Raw genomic sequence first — 26,498 nt, forward strand, 5'->3', positions numbered from 1 at the left:
CCCCATCCTGCTAATTTTGCCATCTGCGTTCAAATCTTTTGGAAAGTCTGGATAACGGATAGCATACAAGAAAATACAATATAAAAATAAAGCCATACACCCAAAAGGATGCCGAAGGCGCTTTGATTACACCAAGCTCAATAATCTGCTGCCCAACCTTGACCACTTCCACTACACCGATCAGTACCACGAGTGACGTGGTTTTGATCATCCGTGTCGCCAGATTAATAGAACCCGGAAGCATTCGGCGCACCGCTTGGGGAATGAGCACATGACGGTATAATTGCCAATAGGTTAGCCCTAATGCCTGCCCGGATTCCACCTGATGCTTAGGCAGTGATTCCAGCGCACCACGTACGATGTCACCAATCTCGGCTGCTCCCCACAGACTGAATACGATAACGGCCGTTAGTTCCCCGCTGATATTCACATTCAGCAAAGGCGTAAATCCAAAATACACGACATACAACCACACTAAAATCGGAATAATGCGAAATGTCTCCAAATAAAATCTCAGCACAAATCGAATCGGTCTTGATTGTAAAGTGCGGAGCAGACCCATCAAAATGCCTAGCAGCGTACCGATAATAATGGAGAGTAATGCAATTTCCAGCGTAACGAGCAATCCCCCTAACAGACGCTCAAAATTCGAACCCTCAAAAAGCACATTAATCCCCGAACTCAGCATATCGCACCTTCCTTTCCACCCACGTCAGCAGCATCGACAAAGGTAAAAGCAGAACGAGATATGCCAATACCAGCAGAATCAACGATTCTGTCGTTTTGTAGTACATACCGATCAGGTCCTTTGCCACATTCATCAGATCTAGTAAAGCAATGGCACCCACAATGGAAGTCTCCTTGAGAAGAAAAATTGCATTGGCTCCCAAAGACGGAATACTGATGGCAAATGCCTGCGGCAAAATAACATATCTCGCCAGTTGTATCTTGGACAGTCCGAGACTCAGCCCGGATTCCGTTTGGGTTTTACTCACGGCTTCGATTCCACCACGGAACGCCTCAGCCATATAGCCCCCGCCCAAAAAGGTCATGCCCACAATGGCACATGTCATTTCGCTCATATGCAGACCTATTTTGGTAAACCCGTAGTACAGAAAATATAACTGTACAAGCAGCGGCGTATTTCGGGAAAGCTCGATATAGGCTACAATAATTCCACTAATTCCTCTCACCCTGTAATACAGCACTATGCTACACAGCAAACCGACGACTAATGAAAACAGAATAGCAAAAAAGGCAATCTTCAACGTCAGCCACATGGCTTCTCCATATAGCGGCAAGCTTTCTACAATAAACTCCCAGTCTAAGTTCATATGTACATACCTTTCAATTTTCAATTATTCCTATGTATTTGCTATGCTTAATAACAATGATTGTATTCCTGCCCATTTATTACGTCAATACTTTGCTGAAAATTTGTCATATTTATCTATGATTAAGAAAGAAAACTGTTATTTCATTTCAGAAATAAATAAAAAAAGCCCAAAATGGATGAATTCCATTTTAGGCTTTGCTTTATGCTATACGATTCATCACACGATCGGCTCTGTAACTACAGGACCACCGAGCTTTTCCACAATTAAACGACTTTCCTCATTTAACCCTTGTAAGGTAATAGATTTACCTGCGTTTCTGTATTTTTGCAGCACCTTGCCAATGGCAGTAACCGCCGAGTGATCCCACACATGTGAATGGCTAAAGTCCACTACAACGCGCTCAGGATCATCCGAAGGTTCAAAATGATCGACAAAATGAGTCGTTGAGGCGAAAAACATCGGCCCTCTGACATGGTACACCTTTGCTTCCTGATCCTCAGTCGCACTGATACGGATTTTAGCCATTTTCCAGCCAAAATGCAGGGCACTCAACAGTACGCCTACGATCACGCCCTTGGACAAATCGTGCGTAGCCACCACGATGATGACCGTGACCACCATAATAAACGTATCTGCTTTGGGAACCTTGGCGATGTTTCGGAGCGACTTCCAATCCACGGTTCCGATACACACCATGAACATGACTCCCACCAATGCGCCCATAGGTACTTCCTTTACAACACCGCCAAGCACGAGCAGCAGAAAAGCCAAGAACACCCCCGCCGTGAAAGTGGACAGTCGTCCTCTTCCGCCTGAGCTTACATTAATGACGGATTGTCCGATCATGGCACAGCCACCCATACCCCCAAAAAAGCCATTTACAAAGTTGGCAATCCCTTGCCCACGGGCTTCCCGGTTTTTATTGCTTTTCGTTTCGGTCATTTCATCCAAAATACTGGCTGTCAGCAGTGATTCCAGCAGTCCAACCAGCGCCATCGTAAAGGAATATGGCAGCAATATCCGCAACGTGTGCCACGACCACTCAATTTGCGGCAAATGGAATGAAGGCAGCGAGCTGGTCAGCGTACCGATATCCCCTACCGTTTTGACATTCAATCCAAAAACATACGTAATAATCGTCATGATGATGATTGCTGTCAACGGGGCGGGAATGCTTTTCACAAATCTCGGTAAAATATACACAATGAGCAATGTCCCCGCTACCATCGCGTACATGATCCAATTGGCTCCATGAAAGTGGGTTAGCTGTGCCATAAAGACGAGGATCGCCAGCGCATTCACAAACCCGGTCATGACCGGCTGTGAAATAAAGCTAATAAAGCGACCAATTCTCAAAACACCCAGCAGTACCTGAATGATCCCAGCCAAAATAGTAGCTGCAAACAAATACTCCACGCCATAATCTTTGACCAAACCAACAACCACTACAGCTACAGCCCCGGTTGCTGCCGAGATCATCGCCGGACGTCCACCTGCAAAAGAAATGACAATCGCCATCGAGATGGAGGCATATAGTCCGACCATAGGGTTGACACCTGCAATGATGGAGAAGGCAATCGCCTCTGGAATCAATGCCAGCGCCACGGTCATGCCCGCAAGTATATCAGCCCGGATATTACCGAACCATTGTTGTCTAAGATTCATACTGTTTCGTTCCAGCCTCCTATATTCACAGAGAACAGCATTTTGACCCGCAACCCGATCTTGCTTTGGGCATCCGTCCAGCGGTCAAACGCTAAGGCTCTCCTATCATTCAGCTCGTCTCTCTCAAACGAACCCCTTCCGTTACATCCAGTCCATCATTATAACGCAAGGGATTCGCAGAGACGAATGAGTTAAAAGGCTGTTTACAGAATGAAAACGTCTATTTACTTGAAATAGCGCCCGTTTTCTTTATCTAATTCGTTTTCTTATATTTAAAATTTTCGTAATTGCTGCACAAGCTCTGATAGGGATTCAGCAATCTCTGAGTCCGCATAGCGCTGGAGCAAACTCTCAAAATCAGGCAGCGCTTGCTTTAGTAACCGACAGCTATAGACATAATAGCTCCAAAAAGCTACCGGATCATAGCCACGTGCTTCTTCCTCTTCCCACTCCACTTCATCATCTTCTGGAGCGCTGTCTACCGGCCACAAATATTTCTCTTCTAGCAGCATAGTCAAGGATTCTACAGACTTCTGTGAGTCCGCTTGTAGATTTTCCATGTCCAATGCTTGAACAACCGTATGGTACAAATCCAACTCACTCAGCGTGATATCCTGCGGGCTTCTCGCATGCATATTCCGCAATAAGAATAGTAGCGCCCATGGGGTAACCTGCCACAATGTACCTTGATGCTCTATCAGATCAGCGATGGCTGCATACTCCCTATTGGATATCAAATGCGGCAGGTCCGTGCCCCTACCATAAGGAGTAGTCAGGCGGTGCCACGGTACATCTGTAATTTGAAGAGTATTCATTGAGACAGTGTTCATCTTATGAGTGTCCATGACGCCTCCTTTGTTGTCGATATCTAGAATCTTCCTGATTTAAAAATTGAATATAGTAAAAAGGCAACCATCAAGAGCGCTACAACAAAACCAATTTCAATCGCAGGTACGTTCCACAGCATGGTCGCCTGGTGATTTAGCGATGAACCGATAATCAGCCCGACCATAATAATGCTGAATGCTAACAGCACAATACTGAATGACAGGCGATTGCTGATCTGATCCAGCTTGCGCAAAAGCTGTTCCAGCTCTGGTACAGTAACTTCCAGTTTAAGCTTACCCTTGCTGATAATTGAGGCCAGATGCCTCGTCTGTCTCGGCAGTTCCATCAGCGTCTCCATCAGCTCGGTTGCACTCCCCAACAGCTTGCCCCGAATACGGCGACCGCTGAAGCGTTCCTTCAGCAGCTTATTGCCAAAAGGCTCGGCCAAAGCAATAATGCTGAGATCAGGGTCCAGATGCTCTACGACCCCTTCCAGTGTCAGCAGCGCCTTGCCCAGCAGCAGGACGTCTGATGGCAAACCAATCCGATGGCGCTGTGCTGCGCCAAACAGGTCGTTCAAGGCATCGCCAATGCTGACCTGTGAGAAAGGAACGTCCGCGTAATCTTCGCGTATTTTGTCCAGATCGGCTCGCAGTGCATTCAGGTCAGTATCCGGATCGACCAGCCCTAGTCGTTCGATGGCGCGAACCATAGCATCGGTATTTTTGCGCATCAGGGCGATCATGAGAGAAGCGAGATGATTCTTCATTTCTTCGCTTAGCCTTCCCGCCATGCCAAAGTCCAGATAAGCGAGGCTTCCATTATTCAGGACGAGCAAATTCCCCGGATGGGGATCGGCATGAAAAAAGCCCTCTATAAAAATTTGATGCAGCATGCTGTTGACCAGCCGCTGCGCCAGTTCTTTCAAGTTATAACCACGGCGCAATAACTCTTCACGACTCCCTAAGTGAGTTCCGTCCAGAAACTCCATGGTCAATATACGTGAGGAAGTATGGTCCCAGTATATTTTCGGAATATAGATATGTGGGTCCTGCTCAAACTGGAGCGCAATCTTTTCCGTGTTACGAGCTTCATGGTTGTAATCCAGCTCCTGAATGAGCGATCTCCCCAGCTCTTCCACCATCTGGCGAAGCTGATAACGCTCCACCCATTCCCAGCGCTTGGCTGCCATTGCGGTCAGTTCCCGTAAAATGTCCAAATCTCGTCGGATGATGCGATTAACGCCTGGACGCTGGATTTTAATCGCGACCATTTCGCCGCTGTGCAGCTTGCCCAGATGCACTTGCCCGATCGAAGCAGCCGCCAGCGGATCATCGTCAAAACGAACCAGTATGTCCTCTAATGACGTATCCAGCTCCTGTTCCAGAATGCCACGCGCCGTGTCAGGCGAAAAAGGCGGTACCTGATCCTGGAGCTTAACCAGTTCGCGAATAATAGGCTCTGGCAGCAGGTCAGCACGTGTACTTGCCAACTGTCCAAGCTTGATGAATGCAGGCCCCAGGTCCTCCAGCACAAGCCGAATCCGTTCACCTAAGGTTTTGGACTCGGGGGTTTCTCTCGTTAGCCACTTGCGGGGCAGGGATAGCAGCTGGAACAGTCCCATTTCTTCCACCATATAGCCAAAGCCATGACGCGCCAGCGCCATGGCAATTTCCCGGTAACGACCGGCGTGCTTCATGCGAACGGCCATTTTAATCCAACCGGTTCGCTTCTTCAGCGTCACTCGAACCCGTAAGCGCCGCCTTTTCTTTTTCCAGCTCCGCTACCTTTTTTTCCAACAATGCCACACGCTGCTCCAAACTTGTGACATCATTTTCGGTAGGTACTTCCAGCTCCTGCAAAATGCGGCTAACCTGCTCGCGGATCATGGTTTTGAATTGTCCCTGCTCCTCTGCCCCCCGTTCGATCAGACGATCGACCAGCGCTTTGGATTCCGAGGGCGCAAGTTCTCCACGGTTTACAAGATCCTCGACGGCTTTCTCCACCTTTTCTTTGCTGACAACGGTGAGGCCCCACCCCAATGAGATGGCTTTTTTGAACAAATCGCTCATAATATATCCTCCCCTACCTGTGATTACCTATAGTATAACCTGAAAAGGGGAGCCGCATAAAGTTCGCAGCTCCCCCCACAATGGTTGGAATGAATGATTATACTTAACCTGGAAAGCGTCCGGCCCACTTAGCAGCCTGAAGCAGTAGCTTACGGTATCCCTCGTGCTGGAAACTTGGCTGATTATGTCCAGGCATCAGGTAGACGACTCTGCCCAAGCCATAGGACAATGACCATGCAGCTGGCCACCACTGACCTTCATACTCGTATTCCATTAACAGTGTTTTTTCAGTGAATGGATCAAAATCAAAACGATACGGCTCCTCTTGAATCTCGAACGGCTCGATTCCTTCCATAATCGGATGATCCGGCTCTGTTACCTTGAAGGAAAGCTGCTCCGCTGACGGATGCCGCAGGAAACGCGCTCCCATGAGCTGTGCAATTTCATAACGTCCTTGCAATGTGATTCCGTTATGCAGCACAAGCAGTCCACCTCCGCCGCTGACGTAGGACAGCAGTCCTGCTGTTTGTTGAGGAGACAGAACCTCCTTACGGCTATCACAATACGAGATGCATAGATCAAATGAAGCTAGATTTTCCTTGAGCAGCATTTTACGATTCTCACTGCATTGAACCGTCATCCAATCTTGTAAAATATGACTAATCTCTTCGTCCACCCCTTGTAGCGGGTGAAACTCCGGATATGAATAATCTCCTAGCAGCAATGCTTTTCTTTTTTCCATCATAAATCCTCCTTGCCTGACTTGTATATAAGGACTTTAAAGGCGGGTCCCGTACCAACGGTCTCTTGTTTGTGGGATCAAAACGCTCTGAAAAAATCCTTTGGCCCTCATCTATTTCCCATAACACCGCCATCGTTGTCCAAGCTACGGCATATATAATAATTCTACAGACGGCCTATTAAATCCTTTAGCAGAAGATTATAGCATATATGTTCGCTCGGAATAAACTAATTATAAATTTATAAACATGAACGCTGGCGATTCCGCCCGTTTATGGTATACTCGTAAGAAAAAAAGTGCGTCCATGCATGAATAGCAATGAAGGGCCGCTTTTCGTAAGAAATCTATGCTTGCGGTTATAGAATTGATAAGAATTGCCTCAAAGCTTATACATTCTATAAATCTTAAAACACTGGGGAGGTTGCATGAATGAAAAGGACTGGAATGACCCGGCCCTTGGACAGCTTGGGACGAATTGTGCTTCCTAAAGAGTTGCGCATGACGATGGAGATTGACATCGGCGATCCATTAGAGTTTTTTATTGAAGACCAAACACTCATGCTCCGTAAGTACAAATCAACTAATTGTATATTTTGCGGTTCGGTTGATACCAACACCTATTTTAAAGATCAGTTTATCTGCGATGCATGTGCCACCTCGATGAAAACGGAAGATTTACTTCCGGTCACAGCGACTGAAACCCAGTCACCTCCACTGAAGCAAAATATGCATATGAAAAAGATTTATCAGCGCACGGATGTTATTTTGGAGAAAATGAGAGAGCTTATGGAAGAACATCCAGCATCTTCACAAAAACAACTCGCTTCCATGCTTGGCGTGAGTCAGGGAAGGATTTCCCAACTGAAAAAGCTCATGTAGGCGAATCGCCCAAAAAAACAATGTATACGCTTCCATGTTATGTAAGATTTAATTCTCTTTATATTTAGAACAGCCGGACCCTTATAGGGACCCGGCTTTTTTGTGTTTTAGTCGTAAGCTCGGCATTTTTCAACCCAGCGTGCTGCTGCCTTGGGTAGAGAAGCGAGATGAATGTGTGTGTAGGCTGCCAAGAGGTTCCCTTTGGCATAACCTTCACTCTGGAGTCCGCGCATCCCCTTGGTTTGATAGGCAAAGGGATAGGGGGCGGCAGATTCATCATAGCTCATGACCGAATAATGAAATTCATGTCCCCGAATCGTCTCTCCAGCCTCCAGCAGCAAGCAATCTTGCAATGCGGTTGCTTCCCGGTATCCCAATGCAGCCCGCTTCTCCTGCATGCGAACATCCGAAGGGATCACCCCGGCCATGCGATAGGCGTGACCCGCCCGATCCGTAAGTGTCCGGGCCAGTACCATATAACCACCGCACTCGGCGAATACAGGCATATCCCGGCTCACGGCGGTGCGGATATCTTGCAGAAAGCCCGTATTGGCAGCGATATCTGCCGCAAACTCCTCGGGAAAGCCGCCGCCCAGATATAGGCCGTTGGCGTGCTCAGGGACGCATTCTCCCGCCAGCGGACTAAAATAGACAATCTCTGCTCCCGCAAGGCGCAGCAAATCCATATTTTCGGGGTAGTAGAAATTGAACGCCGCATCTCTGGCGACAGCAATGATGGGACGTTCCCCAGTCTCGACTTCATGTCCTGCTGTGGGAGGCTGATCTGGAGGAAATAATGGGTGCTCGGGCAGGGTGAGCGGCGGAGCCGAATCCGCCAATGCCCGCAGTGCATCCAGATCCGTACCCGCGCGAATCAGCTCTGCCGCCCGTCTGAAGAGCGGCTCCAACTCGCCGCGTTCTACAGCAGGCACCAGGCCCAGATGGCGCTCGGGGATATCCAGCCCGTCATCGCGCTTTAACCAGCCGAGCACAGGAATGCCGCATTCCTGCTCGATCGCCTTTTTGACAATGCCGTAATGCCCCTGGCTACCGCAGCGATTCACGATTACGCCTACAATGCGCAGCTTGGGCTCCAAGCGCTGAAAGCCGAGCACAATAGCGGCCGCGCTGCGTGCCATGCTGCGCACGTCGACGACCAGCAATACCGGGCTATCCGTCAGCATGGCAATTTCGGCAGTCGAGCCAATATTGCTGAGCGGGTCCTTGCCGTCATATAGCCCCATGACGCCTTCAATCACGGAGATATCTGCGCCTTCAGATGCGCGGATAAAGGTTTCACGCACCGTATCCGGCAAGGTCATCCAGGAATCGAGATTACGGGAAGGCGTTCCGGTCGCGGCCGTATGATAGGTCGGATCAATATAATCCGGACCGCACTTAAATCCCTGCACTCGCAGGCCGCTGTCGGCGAACGCCTTCATCAGCCCGAGAGTCACAGTCGTTTTGCCCGCGCCGCTGCCCGTACCGGCGACAACGATACGACTTCTGCGTGCCGTGGCAGACGAGTCTGGCTGTATAGCCTGCTTCATATCGTCAGTCATAGGAAACCCGCGCTACAGACAACGTCATATTTCCGCTTTTTTTCTTCTCCAGCAGCCAATGGTCCGCACCGGAAGACAACAGGGCTGATGGTTCGCTGACCCCATAGGCGCCAGTGTATTTGAAGACAGTTTCCGATGGATTGGGAAGCTGCACCGTGTTCAGCTCTGACGGAGTGTACGTCACCAGCTCCCAGCCGTATTTGGCGCAGAGGGCGAGCAAGCCCTCTTCATCCTTTTTCAGGTCAATCGTAGCAATATTCCGTACGCTTTTGACAGACAAACGCAGCTCTTGCAAGGTGTTCAGCACCCCAGCCTCCAGTTCCTCCAATGCAGTTCCCCGATTGCAGCCAATGCCAAGCACCAAGCTTTTAGGACGATACAGCACGCCATTAGAAAGAAACCTCTCCTCTTCCTCAGGCTCTAACAAACGGTCACTTACGACCAACGCGGCGTTGAACGATTCTTGTACCGCTTCCGCCATTGAGGCAAATACCTTGATATGTGCAGGTACTGGCTTGTCATAACGCCACCAGTTCCGTTCGCCTGTCTCTTGTATGAGTACAACGGGCTCCTCGTTCACAACAGCGGCGCTCACAGGCGTGGCCTTGTCGAAGCTATCGACCACCCAACCCAATTCCCGACCCAACATATCCACTGGAATCGTGCCCTGCACGTCCGATGCAGTCGTGATTACCGCACGTGCCCCCAGTACAGCGGCTACATGACGGGTCAATTCATTTGCGCCGCCCAAATGCCCAGACAGTACGCTAATGACATGTTCTCCGCGATCATCAATGACGACCACGGCTGGGTCTACCTTTTTATCCACCAAAATCGGTGCAATCATACGAACCACCGCACCGAGGGAAATAAATAAAATAATACCGTTATATTGTTTGAATAAATCCGGCAAAATCAGTTTGACCGAACCTTCGAACAATTGAATGCCACGCTCCTGCTCGTCTCCACGCTCAAACTTGGACATGTAATACACATCCGTACCCGGAAAGCTGGCTCCCAAATTGCGGACCATCTCGACTCCATGCTTCGTGATCGCCACAGCGGCAAATGGATTACTCACCAGGCTTCACTCCCTTTCGGTAGCCGTGGGTGAACGACTTGTCATACAGCTTGGAACGATGTGCGTCCTTGTCCACTAACCCCGGGTCGAGCGCCCACCCTGCCAAAATCATGGCATGCATCGTAATGCCTGCTGCACGCAGATCGGCTGGCAATTGGGCAAGCGTCGTGCGCACGATTTTTTGGTCTGGCCAAGTTGCGCGCTGCACAACGGCTACAGGCGTGTCTTCGCTCCAGCCAGCCGCCAAAAATTCAACGACTACCTTCTTCGCCAGCGTTGCACTGAGGAACAGCGCCACTGTACAGTGATGGGATGCCAGATCACGCAGCTTTTCACGATCCGGTACAGGTGTACGGCCTTCGGCACGCGTCAGAATGACCGTCTGCGTCAAGTCAGGCACGGTTAGCTCTGCACCCAGCACGGCCGCAGAAGCAAAGACCGAGCTGACGCCCGGTACGATTTCGTAGGCTACTCCGCGCTGCTTCAGCAGCACCATTTGCTCCAAAATCGCACCGTATACTGCCGGATCACCTGTATGTACACGGGCTACACTGCGCCCAGCCTGCACAGCCTCGCTCATAATCTCGACCTGCCGCTCCAAATCCATGCCTGAGCTTTGCAGTACCTGTGCCTCGGGCTTAGCCGTAGCAATCAGCTCATCGTTCACTAGTGAATCAGTGTACAACACCACATCTGCCGTACGTAGAATCCGGGAGCCTTTGACCGTAATCAACTCCGGGTCACCAGGGCCTGCTCCTACGATATATACCTTTGGCTCCAACGTCATTTGCTCACCACCATTAAACTCAAATATTCAAGCTCCTGTCCGCGCAGCTCACGGGCGTTGTGCCATACCATTTCATAAGGAGACGTGACTTTGGTAATGACAGAGGCACGATCGCCAAGATTGAGCTCGTCCAGCACATCCAAAATCAAATCCAGTACCTTGGCGACCTTGATAAATACGACTGTATCGTGATTCTCAATCGCCCGCTTCATCGCTGCCCGATCCTCCGTAGCCGGAATAATACCTACCTGTTGGTCTCCGTCTGCCAAAGGCAATTCCAGGGCTGCCGCTGCTCCCAATACAGAAGAGATGCCCGGAATAGATACAATCGGCACCTCGGGATGAAGATCCTTCATAAGACGCGCCAAGTGAATAAAGGTACTGTACAGATTAGGGTCTCCCTCTGTGACAAAGGCTACATCCTTGCCCTGACTCAGAGCTTCCCAGCAAGCAACTACCGTTTTGTTCCACTCCCGCTCCAGTACAACCGGGTCTTTGGTCATTGGAAAAATGAGTCCCAACATCTCCTTTTCCTCCGGGTTAACGTATAATTCCACAATCTCGTGAGCATACGATTTGCCTCCCCGGCGCTTCTTCGGATATGCCACAACTTCACATTCCTGAATCATCCGGTACGCCTTGACCGTGATCAGCTCGGGATCACCCGGCCCCACGCCTACGCCGTAAAGTGTTCCTACTGCCGCCGTATTCATGCTGTCTCTCCCCCTCTTGATTTACCAGCTTACTCCCCTGCTGCTCCGTCAGCCACGTCTACCGGCGGCTGTCCTGTGATGACATATATCGGATTGAGTCCGTCAAAACGAGTCATATTTAAAATCGGCTTGCTACGCGCTGTTTGCAGTAACGTCACCGAAGTTTCGAGTCCTGCGGCTTGCATCGCCTTCATACCGTCATGCAGCGTCTCAATGGTTGCAGCATTCACTACAATTCGCCCATCCTTACGCAGACGGGAAGCGCACAGACGAATCAGTTCTGCCAGTTCTCCTCCGCTCCCGCCGATAAATACGGCATCCGGGTCTGGCAGCTCGTCCAATCCGGCAGGCGCTTTGGCATGGATCACTGGAAAATCAGTGCGGAATTTGACCTTATTCGCTTCCACATTGGCCAGATCGCCTTCATTCTTCTCAATGGCAAACACTTGCCCGTACTTGGCCAGCCGCGCACATTCCACAGCTACAGAACCGGAGCCTGCGCCGATATCCCATACGATGCTTCGCTCGGTCAATCGCAGCTCGGACAAGCTAAATACGCGCACTTCACGCTTCGTGATCAGCCCTTTTTCCGGCTTGCGCTGGTGAAATTCCGCATCCTCGAAGCCAAATCCCCGGCGAATTGCTGGCACGTCTTCTCCCTTACGGCGACGCAAAACAACCACGTTCAGGGGTTGGAAGGTTCCCTGCGCCATCTCTTCCAGCGTATAATGCCGATACGCCTCATCCGGTCCTCCCAAATGCTCGCCGACAAAGGCATCATATTCCGTCATGCCATAATGCAGTAAATAGGCAGCGACTGCGGCCGGGTCATTCCGGTCGTCCGTTAGCAGCGCGACCTTGTTCTGTCCATCGATCCGCTGCGCTAGTCCGGTCATTGGACGACCATGCACACTTTCCAGCACCGCATCCTGCCAGCTTTCACCAAGACGCGCAAATGCCAGTTGAACCGAGCTGAGATGTGGTAAAATATCCAGGTGCTCAGCCCCCAGCTTGGCAGACAAATAGCCTGCAATTCCAAAAAAAAGCGGATCGCCTGACGCAAGCACGACAATATCCTTGTGCTCACGCAACCGTCCCAATTCTTCCACCACGGCGGATAAGCCGCTCTTTAATGTTCGTTTTTCTCCTGCGGCTGCCTCGAAAAAGGCTAGCTGGCGCTCACCACCCACCAACAGGTCGGCACGCTCAATTTGTTCCAGCGTCTCCTGCGACAGACCTGCCGCTCCATTTTCACCGATACCAATGACACGAATTACTCTACTCACCGACTCTCGCCCTCCCCAGCACGTTCCCTTTCAGCGTTATCAGTACCATTTCCACGGTGATTCCACCACCTGCATGCTCCAGACAATGCTGACACCCATAGGTACATAACTTTTCAAAAAAGCTCAGCGCATTCGCTTCGGTCATCATATCCGCCACCTGCGTAGCTGTATTCGCCTCGGCTACTGCCGTTGCAAGCGACTCATCCACACCTGCCTCACGCGCAACCTGGGCCAAAAATCCAAAATCCACCGGAGCGCTCTTGGAGTGAACCATCATGACACCCTGAGCAACCTTCGACAGCTTGCCGGGCATACCGACGAGAATAATCTTCTTCATTCCCAATCGTTTGCCATGCTTGACTGCAAAGCCGACAAAGTCGCCCATCTGAATAAAGGCTTCTTCCGTCAGCTGATCGTACATTTGCATTGCATATTTTTCACTGCTGCCGCCTGTGGTCAGGACAATTTCCTCGCAGTTCATCGCTTGTGCAACCGATATAGCCTGCACCACGCTGGCTTTATAAGCAGACGTGGAGAACGGAACGACTACACCGCGTGTGCCCAGTATGGAAATACCGCCAAGAATGCCAAGTCGCCCGTTCAGCGTTTTCTTGGCGATTTCCTCGCCGTCCGGCACACTGATAACGACCCGGACACCCTTGGCCGATCCATGCTCCTCAAGCACGCCAGATACGGCCTCCGTAATCATCCTGCGCGGCACCGGATTGATCGCGGCTTGTCCGACAGGCACAGGCAGACCGGGCTTCGTTACCCGCCCGACGCCGATACCGCCGTCCAGCTCAATGCCCGGCTCCTCGCGCCAGCTAACAGAGGCGCTAATTCTCGCCTGATGCGTGGCATCCGGGTCATCGCCACCGTCCTTGATCGTCGTGCAGGAAGCTTCGTCCGCATCCAACACAGGCTCGATCAGTTCAAATGCATGATCGAAGCCCGCGGGCAGCGATATCACCGCTTCCTTCGGCGCTATGCCCGTAATGAGCAGTTGTACCGCTCCTTTGGCTACTGCAGCCGCACAGGCCCCCGTCGTAAAGCCTGACCGCATCGGCTTGTCCGGCGCGGGAGCTTCACCACTTTTCATCCGTTTGGGCCTGTCGGCGGACGCCGCTTCCTTTTCCATGCCAATTCCTCCTTAACCTCTTCTGCTGATCATGCTCTAATTCATTTCATGATACAGCAAACGGACAACCGCATCTAGCGGGCAGCCATTAAGGAGATTGCATTCAATGCTGCTACGACAATCGTGCTGCCGCCCTTGCGTCCAATATTCGTAATGAACGGAATATCCAGCTTGCGTAGCTCGTCCTTGGATTCAGCCGCCGATACAAAACCTACGGGCATACCAATCACTAGTCCAGGCTTAGCCGCTCCTTCTTTCACCAGACGAATCAACTCCAGCAACGCTGTCGGCGCATTACCAATCGCATAGATTCCACCTTCGCCCGCCTGAATCGCTTTGCGCATCGAAATAATGGCACGTGTCGTGTTCAGCCTTTTGGCTTCTTCCATCACGTCCGGGTCAGATATGTACACATGAACATCCCCGCCAAATTGACGGATGCGATCCTTGCTCAACCCCGCCTGAATCATCTGCACATCTGCCACCACCGGCTGTCCTGCGCGAATAGCTGCAATTCCGGCTTCAATGGCTTTTGGATGAAATACCATGCTGCGGCCCAACTCAAAATCAGCAGATGCATGAATGACACGCTGTACGACAGGATATTGTTCAGCTGTAAATGGATGCTCTCCCAATTCTTCTGTAATCATCGCGAAGCTTTTACCCTCAATCTCCTGCGGCTGTACCGTTAGCGGTTTAAAGTCTGTTTTAAAGTCCATGGTATCGACCCACTCCCTTATGGAAAATTAGTTTAGGAAAAATAACTGCTCGTGTATTAAAACAACAGATATTTCTATTAAAACACGCATTTTAAGATGACTATATTTTAGATACATGCCAGCAGTCGTTATGGATTAACTGAACCCGTAGGGACTTGAACCAACTCAAATGGAAATCTTCCCTGTTGCTGTGCGCAATGTATCAATTACTCCGTCGAAATGATCAAATACCGTACCAAACTCTACTTCCGGTCTGGAAATCAAAATGACGTGAATACCCAGATCCAGAGCAGATTGAACCTTCTCATCCACTGCTCCCGTGCGTCCGCTTTCCTTGGTGACCATCACGGTTGTACCAAAGTGCTTGTACAATGCTTCGTTCATCTCACGGGAAAAGGGCCCCTGCATGGCAATAATATTTTTTTGCTCCATCCCCAGTTCGCCGCATTTCTCCATATTGTCGAGGCGCGGCAACATACGTGCAACCAGACGAATCTCCGGGTCTCCGAGTAGATGCTTGGTGAATGTGCCGAGCGTCTTACTGCCCGTCGTAAGCATGACAGAGCCTTTGAGTTGCTTAGCAATTAATGCGGCCTCTTCATAAGAAGACACAATATGGAGCAATGGATGATTGTCATACACCAGTCCCGTCCGCTCGTAGCGAATATAAGGAACTCCAGACTCGCGAGCAGCTGTCATCGCATTCGCATGTGCTTCTTCTGCAAAAGGATGACTGGCATCAACAACGGCCTGTATCCCCTTCTCCCGAATCATTGCACCCATTTCATTGGCTGTCATTCGGCCTGTACGTACGTCCAGCCCTGCTTCGGACAAGCTGGCCGCCGCGCTTTCGGTTACGACCGAAGTTAATACGTTAAAGCCGGTGTCACGGATTTGCAGCGCCAATTCCCTTGCATCGCTCGTTCCGCATAGCATGAAAATCATGAGCCATTCACCTGCCCGGTTACGTTCACTACAGACGGCGCATGTGAATGATCGTGATCATGGTCATTATGGCTGTGAGCATGGACATGCGCATGATCGTGAGCGTGGCTGTGTGTATGGTGCTCGTGATGGTGATCATGCTCATGTGCATGATGGTGGTGATGGTCATGATCATGGTCGTGATGGTGATCGTGGTCATGGTCGTGATCATGGTCGTGGTGATGATGGTGATGCTCCTGCGCTTCCAGACGGAACTGGCAGTTATCGCAATTAGCCGTAACCTTGCCGAACAGGCCTTCGTTAGCTCGCTCCAGCACCAGCTCAACTAATTGAGGATGGAAGCCAAAATATCCGCCCATTTCCACTTGTAATGCAGGGTGAGCCTCGGCGAATTCCTGAGTCATTTCTCCAATGCGCTTAATCAGCACACCCGTGAATAGAAAATACGGAAGCACGATAATCTTTTTGGCCCCCAATCGTACACAACGCTCTAGGCCATCGGGAAAAGAAGGCTGCGTCACACCGATAAAGCTGCTTTCTACCCACGTATAAGAAAGCTTCTCCCACAGCATACGAGTGATTTTGAAAAAGTCACTGTTCGCATCTGGATCGCTGCTTCCGCGTCCTAATACAAGTACCGCTGTTTCTTCGTCAGATACCTCGGTAGATGCCTCTACAGCGCTATTCATCCCTGCTGGAACTGCAACAGGGCGTGCCTCTTTCAAGCGGTTTAGCAGTATGCTAACGATTTTTTCGTGAACGCCAATCGGACGTCCGTATACAAATTCCACCTGCGGGTATTTTGCCTTTGCCCGGTCGATTGCCTTCGGAATATCAATTTTGGCATGCACTGCTGCGAACAAAATAATCGGAATAAAAACGACACGTGTCGCCCCTTTGTCCACACACGCCTGTACTCCTTCGGCAATACTTGGGCGTGCCAACTCCAGAAAACAGGTTTCTACACACGTACCTGGCGCCCGATCTGCCACCGCTTGCGCAAATTCCAGTAGTTCCTGATTACCCTCTGGGTCCCGACTTCCATGTCCAACCAACAATATTGCATCCACTGCTGTGTTTTCCTCCTCATTGATAGGGATAGCCTACATGACGCCCTATTTTATATATATGCTTGTATCCTGTTCATCAAGCCTACCAACCCACTTAATCACCACAAACCGCGTTCACTTCTACTGTTGCTGGTGCATCTTCATGCCGGAAACCCGCAACGATGCCTACACGTTTGAAGAATTTATGAAAACGCTCGTTCGGATGCCCTTTTTCCTTATATTCAGCAATAATGTTCTCCACGATATCCGTAATCTGATCACCCGGAATTCCTTCCGCTACGGGCTGAGCGGCATGAGCATTTCGGCCAAATTTTTTGCCACCAAGGAAAAGATCGTATCCTCCCTTGCGATAGACGATGCCGATATCCTCCAGCACCGCTCCATAGCAAGCCATGCCGCATCCATTCAAAGCAATACTCGTTTCCTTGGGTGCCTGTAATCCGCCAAGTACAACCTGTAGATGCTCAGCCACAGGCACCGCATCATCTTTCTCCATATTGCAGAAGTCGCAGGCCTTCACCTTAAACACATCGCCGATCGGCATGACAATGAATCGTTCATCCCGAAGCCGTCCGACCAGTTCCTCGGGGTCTGCGCACGGCACGCGCAGCACGATCTGATGATCTGGCGTGTATTCCAGCTCGCCATCATCACCCGCTACCTCGGCGAGCAATGCCATCTGCCGAGCAGTGAACTTCTTGTTTCCCACGCCAGGGGAAACCCCCACCTCAAACAGCGCAGGCTTACCAAAGCCGCCTGACGCCTTCCCAGTCGTAGCCACCGTTGCCGTTCCGACGGCGCTCTGGGCAGCAGGCGCTTGCCCGCTCCAGCGAGCGTTGGCTTCGCCCGGAAGCTTGCCGCCGACAGCAAGGCGGCTTAGCGCCTCTGCTGCCAGCGATGCTGGTGATGCCTCAGTCTGCTTCGCAGGCGCAGCCTGCACGGCAGCCATCGCTTGCGGGCGTACCTGCGTGGCAACCGCAGCGCCGCTCGCGGAAGGCCCGGTAGGCGCAGTCAGAGCTCCACCTCCCTGCGGTGTATCCAGCGCGCGATCCTCTTGCGCGCCCAGCGACCACGGCTCCGCTTCCGTGCGAAGCCGCTGATGCGGTTTGAGCACTTGCTCGGTCGCGTCCAGCGTGTATTTACGCTGATAGCCGCGCGGAGTCACGATTAACCCGTCATACACTGTCGTCGAGGAATTGCCGATGATTACGGTCGTCAGCATCCCGATATCATGGTTCAGCATATCTTCCAGCGTCGTTACAATAACCTGCTGACGTTCACGATAAGCACTCTTCACCAGTCCAACTGGAGTTTGCGGATCACGGTAACGGAGCAAAATGGACTGCGTCTCCACAATCTGGCGGGTACGTCGACCACTACGCGGGTTGTATAAGGCAATCACAAAATCAGCCGAAGCCGCAGCTTCTACACGCTTCACGATCGTTTCCCACGGGGTCAGATGATCACTCAGACTGATTGTGCAAGCATCATGCATAACCGGCGCTCCCAACAACGAAGCACAGGATTGAATAGCCGAGATCCCCGGCACAACTTCTACCTCAACCCCGTCCTCGCGACGCCAGCCTTTTTGCATCAGCACTTCGTACACCAGCCCTGCCATGCCATAGACCCCAGCATCTCCACTGGAAATGACGGCTACCTTCTTACCCATCTCTGCTTGGCGAACCGCCTCCTGCGCACGGCTCACTTCTTCTGTCATCCCTGTGCGTACAATCTCCTGTCCGTTCAACAACGGACGAATCAAATCAACGTAGGTATTGTAGCCGATAATGACCTCACTTTCGGCCAGCGCATCCAACGCCCGTTTTGTGATATGTTCCATATCTCCTGGTCCAAATCCAATCACCAGCAATTTTCCTAATGGGCTCATCGTGCTCCTCCTATCATCCTTTTCAGGGCAGCTATACTATCTATTTCAATAATTTGTGGCATCCTTTAACTCAAAAAAACCCCATCCTGCCCGGATGGGGTTCCTATGTACGTATCTCTCTTACCAGACGAAACAGCGTAAGAAGACAGTTCTTGTCTTCCTCCTATCTGCCGTTGTTTTCCATCTGTTTTGTTTACGCTTCAAACGCTGCTGCACGTTCATATCCACGCAAACCTGTAACCAACATGGAAAAAGCAACGTGTGCCTGATTTCCTGATTTCGTACACCCATCCTCTCCGCGAAGGTTAATGGTGCATACAGATCAAGGTAGGTCTCCTGGCTTGGCATCAACGGATTCTCTCGTCTTCCCCGTTTTGTACGAGTGACCATTTAAAAGAACCCTCTTCCTTACAGTGGCGGGACCGCTCGGGACTTGCACCCGATTCCCTGTTACCCTTTGCTCAACCGCAAAGGCACCTTGTCTGTCCGCTATTTGATTATGGGTCTTATCATAACCTTGCCTCAATCAGTTGTGCAAGCACGAAAAAAGCTTTATTTCAAGTTATCTGCTTTATTTTTCAACATATGCAGCAGTTCATCCGGGTCCGCAGATATACTCAGTAGCGCTGGATGATCAGCTCCGGTAAACCCTTCCTGCACGCTATGACGTACCATTTCTACCAACGGGTCAAAATATCCATTCACATTCAGCAGCCCAATGGGCTTGCGATGTATACCGATTTGCGCCCAGCACAATACCTCGAACAGCTCCTCAAAGGTTCCCAAGCCTCCCGGAAGGGCTATAAACGCATCGGCCATCTCGCTCATCGCCGCTTTACGTTCATGCATGCTTGCTACCTCAATAAACTCGGTAACTCCCCGATGAATGATCTCTGCATCGAATAACAGGGTGGGCATAATGCCGGTGACCTGACCATCACCCGCCAACAGTCCATCCGCCACCTTACCCATCAGCCCTCTGCTGGAGCCACCATAAATTAAACGGATATGCTGGCGAGCCATAGCTTCACCCAGCTTGCCTGCCGCCTCAACATATACCGATGAATGTCCAGGTCTGGACCCTGCAAATACACAAATAGAATTCATAAACGTCTCAGCTCCTGTCCTCAATATCATGCATCGAAACTTATTCATTATATTAGATAAATATTTTCGCTATAACAAAAAACTTTGCGATGCATGTCCAACAAAAAAAGATAAAGACCTCGTAGGCCCTTATCTCTATTTTACTCTGTATTAGTAAATATAAGTTCATTTTTAGCTTACTGCATTTATCGGTTCTAGCTCATTTCAAATGACCGTTCACGCTCTTCAGACCACAGCCATGCACCGAATCGCTATGTTCGAAATATTTGCCCAGCTCCACCATCATCGCACCCATGCGCTCTTCAGTTGGAAATACGACTCGTTCAATCCCTTCTTCCAAAATGGATTGTGCAGTCACCTTGCCTACCGATACAGCAATGACATCTTCACGAAAGGCTTCCAGTAAATCCTCCATTCGATTTTGCTCTCTGGCATATTGGGCCAAAAATCGAATTTGCGGACCACTCGTGAACGTAACGGCATCAATCGTACGGTTTATAACATCATCTAGTAGCGCCTGCAATTTTGCTTCTTCAGGTGGGATATGCTTATAAGGAAGTACTTGGCGGGTCACTGCGCCTTGCTCATCCAGCCACTCTACCAACCGGGGAGCCGGGTCTCCATGCAGTTGCAACAGTACTTCCTTCCCCTTCAGATCATATGGGGCAAAAGCCCGTGTCAATCCGATCAAACTTCCGTCCTCGTCCCGTACTGCTGGCGTAAAGCCACGCTTTTTGAGTCCATTGACCGTCTTGTAGCCCCGTGCTGCAACGTTGGAGGATTGCAGCAACTCTATAATCTGCTCGGCCACGCCCATATCCTCTGCCATATCGAACAGAGCATCCAGTCCCATACCTGTCGTGAAGATGTACCAGTCCGGAGGGTTCTTCACCCACGATACAACAGCGTTGCGCAGCTCGATATCATCCAGAAAAACAGTCCCCTGGGCCGGGCGTTCTACTGGCTCGCCCCCCATCTTCATAACTAGCAACGCCATTTCTTCTGCTTTACGGGGACCGGCAAGAGCGACTCTCTTACCTGCCATGCGTTGTGCCATGCTGTTGCCTCCCTTGTAGATGTCGTATTTCTTTCTACCAAGTATACAATCAGAGAGGCAAAAGACAAATAAGAATTACTTTTTCGATAAATACAGTAATCTTATAAGTGGGCGTGTCCTGTTTCGCTTTCCTGCTGGCTTTCCTGCTGGCCTTCTTTCTGATCACTTCTATCCCTCTCCCTGCCAGATGATGAGTTATCATCACCTCTCCCTTTAAATTTGGGTCGGAGCAACATCCACAGCAAGAAGGGCATGAATACAAAAAAGATGACCATCACCGCAGTCCATTCCCGGCTGAAATCATAAATTTGTACGATGTTGGAGAACAGCATAAACGAACAGACATAACCTAACAAACCTAAGGGCCAAACCATCAGACTCCCCCAGACATGGGCAAACATGCGCTTTACCGCCAAACTGGTAACGTACAGATCAATTCCAATCTTCGTAAGAAAGGCTGGTACGGTCAGTGCTGCCACGAACAAGTCGAACCGATCCAGGAAGTCCGTTAGTTGCAACTGACGCACCAGTTCATACGATGGATAAAACAGTCGTGACAAGATAGGAACTCCAATCACCAACTCCGACAGCAACACCAGCATGATTATAATAGCGGTTCCGAGTAAATGCCCCAACCACGCACTACGTCCATTATAGCTCTTCCCAGAAATCACAAAGGGAACGATCATGATATCGGCCATATATCCGAGCATGCGCCAGCTCCCCTTGATCACTCCATCTACCTCCGGATGTAAATAGGGTCTCAGCATCGAAAAATCCATATTACCTCCAAAAAAAAGCGGCATAGTCAACAGTGTCACAATCAACAATGGCACAAAAATCTCGGTCATATTGACAAGGGTACTTATCCCCCCTTTAACCATAAATGCCATAGTCAATAGCACAATAAGAGATACGACCACAATCGGAGTCAGCGGCAAAAGAACCACCTCCACCAGATCGGTAATAATCCTCAAATCCCGCGCAAAAATGATCAGGAATAAAATGAAATAGACTGCAAGCAGCATACGTCCCAGCACAGGGTGAGAGCTTACCATCGCCTCCATCAGATCCTGATCAGGGAAACGGCGTTTGAGTTTCAACATCGCCCAGATCGGCAAGCAGAGCACAATGGCTGCAATTATACAGGTCCAGTAGGCATGCTGATTCGCGTGATCTGCTGCCTGCGCCGGAGCATGTATAAGGGTAATACCGACCTCCATCAATACACTAAACAGCACAATTTGTCTGGTTGTGAACTGTTTCATGCAGGTACATCCTCCTTTTGCCCGCAGGCATCCATTACACGATTTACAACGCGGTGGGGAGCCACATGTCAATAAATCGGGTCAGCCAAGTAGCCACATAAACAGTGCTCTTCGTCGATGTGCCGTAAATCCAGATACCAATGCTAATGACATACAGTACGCGGGAGACCCAGCGATTGACGGCAGGTGCATTGCTAATACGTTTACGGTCAATCAGATACATGAAGAGCATAGCCAGCAATAAAGGTAATAGAAATACTTTATTCATTCTGGATTTGCTCCTTTTTGACCCCGAATGGTTTGGTGACCGCACCGATATTCTCAATATGCACGACCGGATCTATGGTAACCTCCACCTTGGGATACAATTGCGCCCACTGAGGTTTAATCCGTTTCCACTCATCCGGGTGATTGGTAATAATAGCCCGGCCCAGGCCAAGCACGTCTGAATGATACTTTTGCTGAATTTCCTTGACAGCCTCTCCCAGCTCCCTCTTAATTTCCTCGACCGTCTGCTGCTCCAGCCACTTCAAATTCTCCTCTCTGGAAATATCGAAGCTCGTCTCATTTTCCTTCACATTCCCATTGCAGTTCATATGAACCGTCATTCGAATTTCGTCCCCCCGAATAAAGGGCTCGATATGGACTTTATTTTCGATGAGATGCACAGATATGTAACCTCTACCTTTGGGAGGGGGGATAAAAATTTCTGTTTCCTTGGCTTGCTCCATACCCAACAGCAGAAACCGACTGAGGTGATTATCAATAACCCCTGTTAACCTGTCTTGTCGAAAGACAGCCAGTCCATCGACCTGAATATTTGTCTTCTTGTCTTTAAGACTATCAGGCCCATTCTTCACCAGAGACATTACCGGCACTACCGGATCAATGCCTTCCAGCAGGACGGAATTCATCAGCAATTTAACGGAACGAGGTTTCTTCATATAGGAAAAGTTGAGCTCACGCACCATTTCCGCTGGATATTGCTCAATCGGAGCATCTGCCTGAAGCATTTCCATCGCTGACCCCTTTGTAATAACAACAAGGGAAGACAGGCGGTTCTGCGGAATACGTGCAATGACATCCATCATTTTGCTAATCCCTTCTCGTGCCAGCGTCTCCCCGAACAGCAGCACCCGTCGATGAGAGTAATTCAGTGTTCGCGAAACCTCTCGCTGTTCCTCAGTACTTGCTCCCCGGAAGCTTGGACCTGTTTTGGACTCCAGGTAGTAGGACTTCGTACCACTGGTACCTCCCCCTCCTCCTGTGCTACCCGAAGATCCGAGCTGTCCGGGCAGAGCAATTTGCATCGTTACCCGGTATTGATCGCCTTCCTTATCCAGTCCGGTACCCATCACAAAGGCCACATCATTCACTTCACGGCGATCCCAACATCCTCCCAAAAGAACAGAACAAAGCAGTAGACAACAAAGTACAGCTGCTTTACGTATTTGCTGTGTATTTGATGTGGGCTTCATCACCATCCCTCCTCGGTTTTAGGCGATCCATTCATCTCTTTCTTCGCTCGTTTGTTGTTGTCCTTACCAATCCATGAAGGACGTTTGGTCATTTTCCACCAAGGTGCACGGACGATAATATCCTTTTGATCCATATGGTTGTACGGGCTATATCCACTCATATAAGGGACACCAAACGATGTTAGCTTGGTTAGGTGCGTAGCAATCAGCGTTGTCGCAATAATGATGCCAAACAAGCCAAATAAACCAGCCATCAGCATGATTGGAAATCGCAGCAGACGAACCGTAATGGCAAAATTAAAACGCGGTATGGTAAACGAGGCAATACCTGTGAGCGACACAACAATAACTATTGGCGCCGATACGATTCCTGCCTGTACTGCGGCCTGACCAATAACGAGCGCCCCAAGGATACTGACGGCCTGACCAACCGTTTTGGGGAGACGAATCCCAGCTTCTCGCAGCGCCTCAAAGGAAATTTCCATCATCAATGCCTCCACCAGGGCTGGAAAAGGGATGGATTCCCGAGCCGCCGCAATACTCAATATGAGTGTCGTCGGCAGCATATCATGATGATAGGTCGTCACCGCTACATATAATGCTGGCAGAAAGAGAGCCATGATGAGAAAAAGAAAACGAATCCAGCGCACCATATTACTGATGAAGAAGCGCTCGTAATAATCTTCGCTCGCTTGCATCATTTGCCACATCGTGACTGGTCCAATCAGGGCAAAAGGCGTGCCGTCCACAAAAATGGCAAACCGTCCTTCCAGTAATTGCGCGGTGACGGTATCGGGACGTTCGGTGTATTCCATTTGCGGAAACGGTGAATATGGGTGATCCTCAATCAGTTCCTCAATATATCCAGTCTCCAGAACACCATCAATTTTAATATCGCTGAGGCGCTTTTTAACATCCTCCACCAGCTTCGGATCTATGATCCCTTCAACATAGGTAAGGACGACGCTCGTTTGAGTTTCTGTTCCGAGGGTCATGCTGTGCATCTTGAGCTTGGAGGTCTTCAGCTTGAATCGTAGCAGTGCCGTATTCACGCGAAGCGTCTCCGTGAAGCCCTCACGCGGCCCGCGAATAACAGCCTCGGTCTGCGGCTCCTCCACGCCACGGCGGACGCCTCCCTTGGCGCTGAAAATATAAGCACGAGCCGTTCCATCTACGAACAGAGCGGCATTGCCGTCCAGTATCGCTGCCGATACCTGCTTCCATTCGTCCATCGTTTTGGTCTGGGACATGGAAATACGAGTCTCATCCAACGGCTCCAATTTGCCGTTCACTTCAGGGTCCTTGAGCATCATGCCCAAGATGACAGGCCGCAGAATATGATCCTGCAAATCTTCTGATTTTACCGTACCTTCGAAATATGCCAGCAACCCTTTTCGTTCAGGGGAAATCATGAGCTCTCGGTAGACGATATCAGAGCATTCCTTGAAAATATCACGCATTGCGACCCTATTGTCTTCCAGACTGCTGCGCAGTGGCTCTTCCAGCCATGAAGACTCAGGCAGCCCTTTGGGCACACGAGCATTTCGTGTTTTGCGTTCAGCGGCTGGAACCGCTCTCCGGCTCCACGGTAGCTTTGGCAGCTTGGGAAAGCGCCCTTTCTTCATCGTTAGTCCCCCCTTTACGAATAAACCGATCAGTTAATATGACATATAGGATGTACCAGCCTGCAAAGGATTATGTATCCAATGAACTCACCATCTTGAACTCATAACAAAAAGACCCTGCAATGATGCAGAGCCTTCGAAAATCGATTATACATCCGAACATTTATGATTAAGAAGATTTAGTCCCCCCAATACTCCTCGGGGTGGTATTCAATCTCAGAACCGGCTTCAAACGTAAGCTCACCGATCTGAGCATGATATTGTACACTTTCCGGGGTGACGTAATACCAATGCTTTACCACGAATCCGCCGTCTGCGGGTGTTACAAAACGAAATACGTTCAGCTCCTCGCTGAAACGCACAATCGCCTCCGCTGCCTCACTCGGCAACTCTTGAAGCGTGAAGCGAAACACGCCGTCCGCCGATTCCAAACGACAATCGAAACACTGCTTGCGGCTGTCAGCAAAGCTTCGCCCTGTGACGGCATGCTTGATCAGCCATGTTTCCTGCTGCGCCATTGTGCGCACCTCCTTTTAGGGCAAATCAATCAACATATAAAAAACAGAATCCTCTGCCTTTAGTGATAGCTTCGGCTCCTCCTCTATGCGAGCAGAATCTCGCTCTTGCAGAAGATGTTCACCGTTGACACGCAGTGAGCCCTCGATGACGAACAGGAACACGCGCCGACCCTCGGCCTGTGTAAATTCTACTTGTTCCCCGGGCTGAAGCTTGCTTAAATAAATCGTTAAATCCTGATTGATTGAAGCTATTTCACCCTCCGTGCCGGGTACACGCTTTCCAGCAACGACAGGCAGGAGTTGACCTTGCAGACGTTCCGTATTGAACGTTGTAGTCTCATAGGAAGGTTGCAATCCTCTTGTGTGCGGACTAAACCACAATTGCAGCAGACTGACATCCTCGGTTTGCGAAGCGTTGTGCTCCGTATGAATGATGCCGTGCCCCGCTGACATTCGCTGAATGCCTCCAAAACGGGTCACCGCCACATGTCCACGGTTGTCTTCATGACGCAGCTCCCCATACAGCACAATGGAGACAATCTCCATATCGCTGTGCGGATGCGCCCCAAAGCCCCGGCCAGGTGCGATGACATCGTCATTACAGACACGCATAGGACCAAACGCTGTATTGTTCTCATCCTGATACTCCGCGAATGAAAAGCTGTGGCTCCCCCGCAGCCATCCCTTATCGAAGCTGAATCGGGAAGCAGCCGGATATATTGTAAACATA

Annotated in this window: 26 protein-coding genes and 1 riboswitch; of the genes, 1 reads left to right on the forward strand and 25 read right to left on the reverse strand. The window is 50.2% G+C overall.

Annotation, left to right across the window (positions count from 1 at the left end; genetic code table 11):
* Nucleotides 1-10: 10 nt before the first annotated feature.
* The 7 genes from ACUC6J_RS22970 to ACUC6J_RS23000 form a co-directional block, all read right to left on the reverse strand.
* Nucleotides 11-688, reverse strand: a complete 678-nt coding sequence (locus ACUC6J_RS22970) for an amino acid ABC transporter permease (protein ID WP_016822816.1) — start codon at nt 686-688, stop codon at nt 11-13.
* Nucleotides 669-1,334, reverse strand: coding sequence for an amino acid ABC transporter permease (locus tag ACUC6J_RS22975; RefSeq protein ID WP_016822815.1), 666 nt, complete (start codon nt 1,332-1,334; stop codon nt 669-671). The genes ACUC6J_RS22970 and ACUC6J_RS22975 overlap by 20 nt, the downstream gene beginning before the upstream one ends.
* Nucleotides 1,335-1,553: 219 nt before the next feature.
* The gene (locus ACUC6J_RS22980) at nt 1,554-3,002 is read right to left on the reverse strand and encodes a SulP family inorganic anion transporter (protein WP_019688861.1); all 1,449 of its coding nucleotides are present in this window, start codon (nt 3,000-3,002) and stop codon (nt 1,554-1,556) included.
* Nucleotides 3,003-3,274: 272 nt separating this feature from the next.
* Nucleotides 3,275-3,847 (reverse strand): hypothetical protein, encoded by a 573-nt coding sequence (locus ACUC6J_RS22985; protein ID WP_277507908.1) that lies wholly within the window; start codon nt 3,845-3,847, stop codon nt 3,275-3,277.
* A gap of 23 nt (nt 3,848-3,870) precedes the next feature.
* Entirely contained in the window at nt 3,871-5,541 is a 1,671-nt protein-coding gene (locus ACUC6J_RS22990) for an ABC1 kinase family protein (protein WP_025366054.1), read from the reverse strand.
* A 1-nt stretch (nt 5,542) separates the two neighbouring features.
* Nucleotides 5,543-5,902, reverse strand: coding sequence for a phasin family protein (locus ACUC6J_RS22995; protein ID WP_016822808.1), 360 nt, complete (start codon nt 5,900-5,902; stop codon nt 5,543-5,545).
* Nucleotides 5,903-6,005: 103 nt separating this feature from the next.
* Entirely contained in the window at nt 6,006-6,644 is a 639-nt protein-coding gene (locus tag ACUC6J_RS23000) for a ThuA domain-containing protein (protein WP_016822807.1), read from the reverse strand.
* Nucleotides 6,645-7,073: 429 nt separating this feature from the next.
* Between ACUC6J_RS23000 and ACUC6J_RS23005 the strand changes: the two genes are divergently transcribed.
* Entirely contained in the window at nt 7,074-7,523 is a 450-nt protein-coding gene (locus ACUC6J_RS23005) for an AbrB/MazE/SpoVT family DNA-binding domain-containing protein (protein ID WP_016822806.1), read from the forward strand.
* 107 nt (nt 7,524-7,630) lie between these two features.
* Here the strand turns inward: ACUC6J_RS23005 and ACUC6J_RS23010 are convergent, their stop codons facing one another.
* The 18 genes from ACUC6J_RS23010 to ACUC6J_RS23095 form a co-directional block, all read right to left on the reverse strand.
* On the reverse strand, nt 7,631-9,085 hold the full coding sequence (locus ACUC6J_RS23010) for a cobyrinate a,c-diamide synthase (protein ID WP_447249471.1): 1,455 nt from the start codon (nt 9,083-9,085) through the stop codon (nt 7,631-7,633).
* Nucleotides 9,078-10,166 carry a cobalt-precorrin 5A hydrolase gene (locus ACUC6J_RS23015; protein WP_447249472.1) on the reverse strand — a complete coding sequence of 363 codons (1,089 nt, stop codon included), beginning with the start codon at nt 10,164-10,166 and terminating at the stop codon, nt 9,078-9,080. Before ACUC6J_RS23015 ends, ACUC6J_RS23010 begins: the two co-directional genes overlap by 8 nt.
* A complete protein-coding gene (gene cobM / locus ACUC6J_RS23020; RefSeq protein ID WP_013373518.1) occupies nt 10,159-10,953 on the reverse strand; it encodes a precorrin-4 C(11)-methyltransferase in 795 nt (264 codons plus the stop codon). Before cobM ends, ACUC6J_RS23015 begins: the two co-directional genes overlap by 8 nt.
* Nucleotides 10,950-11,666: a precorrin-2 C(20)-methyltransferase gene (gene cobI / locus ACUC6J_RS23025; protein WP_019688869.1), complete on the reverse strand. Its 717-nt coding sequence runs from the start codon at nt 11,664-11,666 to the stop codon at nt 10,950-10,952. Before cobI ends, cobM begins: the two co-directional genes overlap by 4 nt.
* A 29-nt stretch (nt 11,667-11,695) precedes the next feature.
* Complete coding sequence (cbiE, locus tag ACUC6J_RS23030; protein WP_447249473.1) at nt 11,696-12,952, reverse strand: precorrin-6y C5,15-methyltransferase (decarboxylating) subunit CbiE; 1,257 nt, start codon at nt 12,950-12,952, stop codon at nt 11,696-11,698.
* On the reverse strand, nt 12,945-14,090 hold the full coding sequence (locus ACUC6J_RS23035; protein WP_277507914.1) for a cobalt-precorrin-5B (C(1))-methyltransferase: 1,146 nt from the start codon (nt 14,088-14,090) through the stop codon (nt 12,945-12,947). Before ACUC6J_RS23035 ends, cbiE begins: the two co-directional genes overlap by 8 nt.
* A gap of 74 nt (nt 14,091-14,164) precedes the next feature.
* Nucleotides 14,165-14,809, reverse strand: coding sequence for a precorrin-8X methylmutase (locus tag ACUC6J_RS23040; RefSeq protein WP_016822799.1), 645 nt, complete (start codon nt 14,807-14,809; stop codon nt 14,165-14,167).
* 165 nt (nt 14,810-14,974) lie between these two features.
* Nucleotides 14,975-15,754: a precorrin-6A reductase gene (cobK, locus tag ACUC6J_RS23045; protein ID WP_016822798.1), complete on the reverse strand. Its 780-nt coding sequence runs from the start codon at nt 15,752-15,754 to the stop codon at nt 14,975-14,977.
* Complete coding sequence (locus ACUC6J_RS23050) at nt 15,751-16,824, reverse strand: sirohydrochlorin chelatase (protein WP_430209188.1); 1,074 nt, start codon at nt 16,822-16,824, stop codon at nt 15,751-15,753. The genes cobK and ACUC6J_RS23050 overlap by 4 nt, the downstream gene beginning before the upstream one ends.
* Before the next feature lie 94 nt (nt 16,825-16,918).
* Nucleotides 16,919-18,715, reverse strand: a complete 1,797-nt coding sequence (cobJ, locus tag ACUC6J_RS23055; protein WP_447249474.1) for a precorrin-3B C(17)-methyltransferase — start codon at nt 18,713-18,715, stop codon at nt 16,919-16,921.
* 309 nt (nt 18,716-19,024) lie between these two features.
* Nucleotides 19,025-19,210: riboswitch (cobalamin riboswitch) on the reverse strand.
* Nucleotides 19,211-19,267: 57 nt separating this feature from the next.
* Nucleotides 19,268-19,822: an LOG family protein gene (locus ACUC6J_RS23060; protein ID WP_044786214.1), complete on the reverse strand. Its 555-nt coding sequence runs from the start codon at nt 19,820-19,822 to the stop codon at nt 19,268-19,270.
* 199 nt (nt 19,823-20,021) lie between these two features.
* Nucleotides 20,022-20,879: a uroporphyrinogen-III synthase gene (locus ACUC6J_RS23065; RefSeq protein WP_031462389.1), complete on the reverse strand. Its 858-nt coding sequence runs from the start codon at nt 20,877-20,879 to the stop codon at nt 20,022-20,024.
* A gap of 101 nt (nt 20,880-20,980) precedes the next feature.
* Nucleotides 20,981-22,147, reverse strand: a complete 1,167-nt coding sequence (locus ACUC6J_RS23070) for a GerAB/ArcD/ProY family transporter (protein ID WP_090888860.1) — start codon at nt 22,145-22,147, stop codon at nt 20,981-20,983.
* A gap of 43 nt (nt 22,148-22,190) precedes the next feature.
* A complete protein-coding gene (locus ACUC6J_RS23075) occupies nt 22,191-22,415 on the reverse strand; it encodes a hypothetical protein (protein ID WP_013373530.1) in 225 nt (74 codons plus the stop codon).
* Nucleotides 22,408-23,625 carry a Ger(x)C family spore germination protein gene (locus tag ACUC6J_RS23080; RefSeq protein ID WP_340865833.1) on the reverse strand — a complete coding sequence of 406 codons (1,218 nt, stop codon included), beginning with the start codon at nt 23,623-23,625 and terminating at the stop codon, nt 22,408-22,410. Before ACUC6J_RS23080 ends, ACUC6J_RS23075 begins: the two co-directional genes overlap by 8 nt.
* The gene (locus tag ACUC6J_RS23085) at nt 23,625-25,250 is read right to left on the reverse strand and encodes a spore germination protein (RefSeq protein ID WP_016822789.1); all 1,626 of its coding nucleotides are present in this window, start codon (nt 25,248-25,250) and stop codon (nt 23,625-23,627) included. The genes ACUC6J_RS23080 and ACUC6J_RS23085 overlap by 1 nt, the downstream gene beginning before the upstream one ends.
* 179 nt (nt 25,251-25,429) lie before the next feature.
* Nucleotides 25,430-25,768, reverse strand: a complete 339-nt coding sequence (locus ACUC6J_RS23090) for a hypothetical protein (protein ID WP_447249475.1) — start codon at nt 25,766-25,768, stop codon at nt 25,430-25,432.
* A 15-nt stretch (nt 25,769-25,783) separates the two neighbouring features.
* Nucleotides 25,784-26,497, reverse strand: coding sequence for a pirin family protein (locus ACUC6J_RS23095; protein WP_107733774.1), 714 nt, complete (start codon nt 26,495-26,497; stop codon nt 25,784-25,786).
* Nucleotide 26,498 lies beyond the last annotated feature (1 nt).

The sequence above is a fragment of the Paenibacillus sp. JJ1683 genome, from assembly GCF_053006485.1.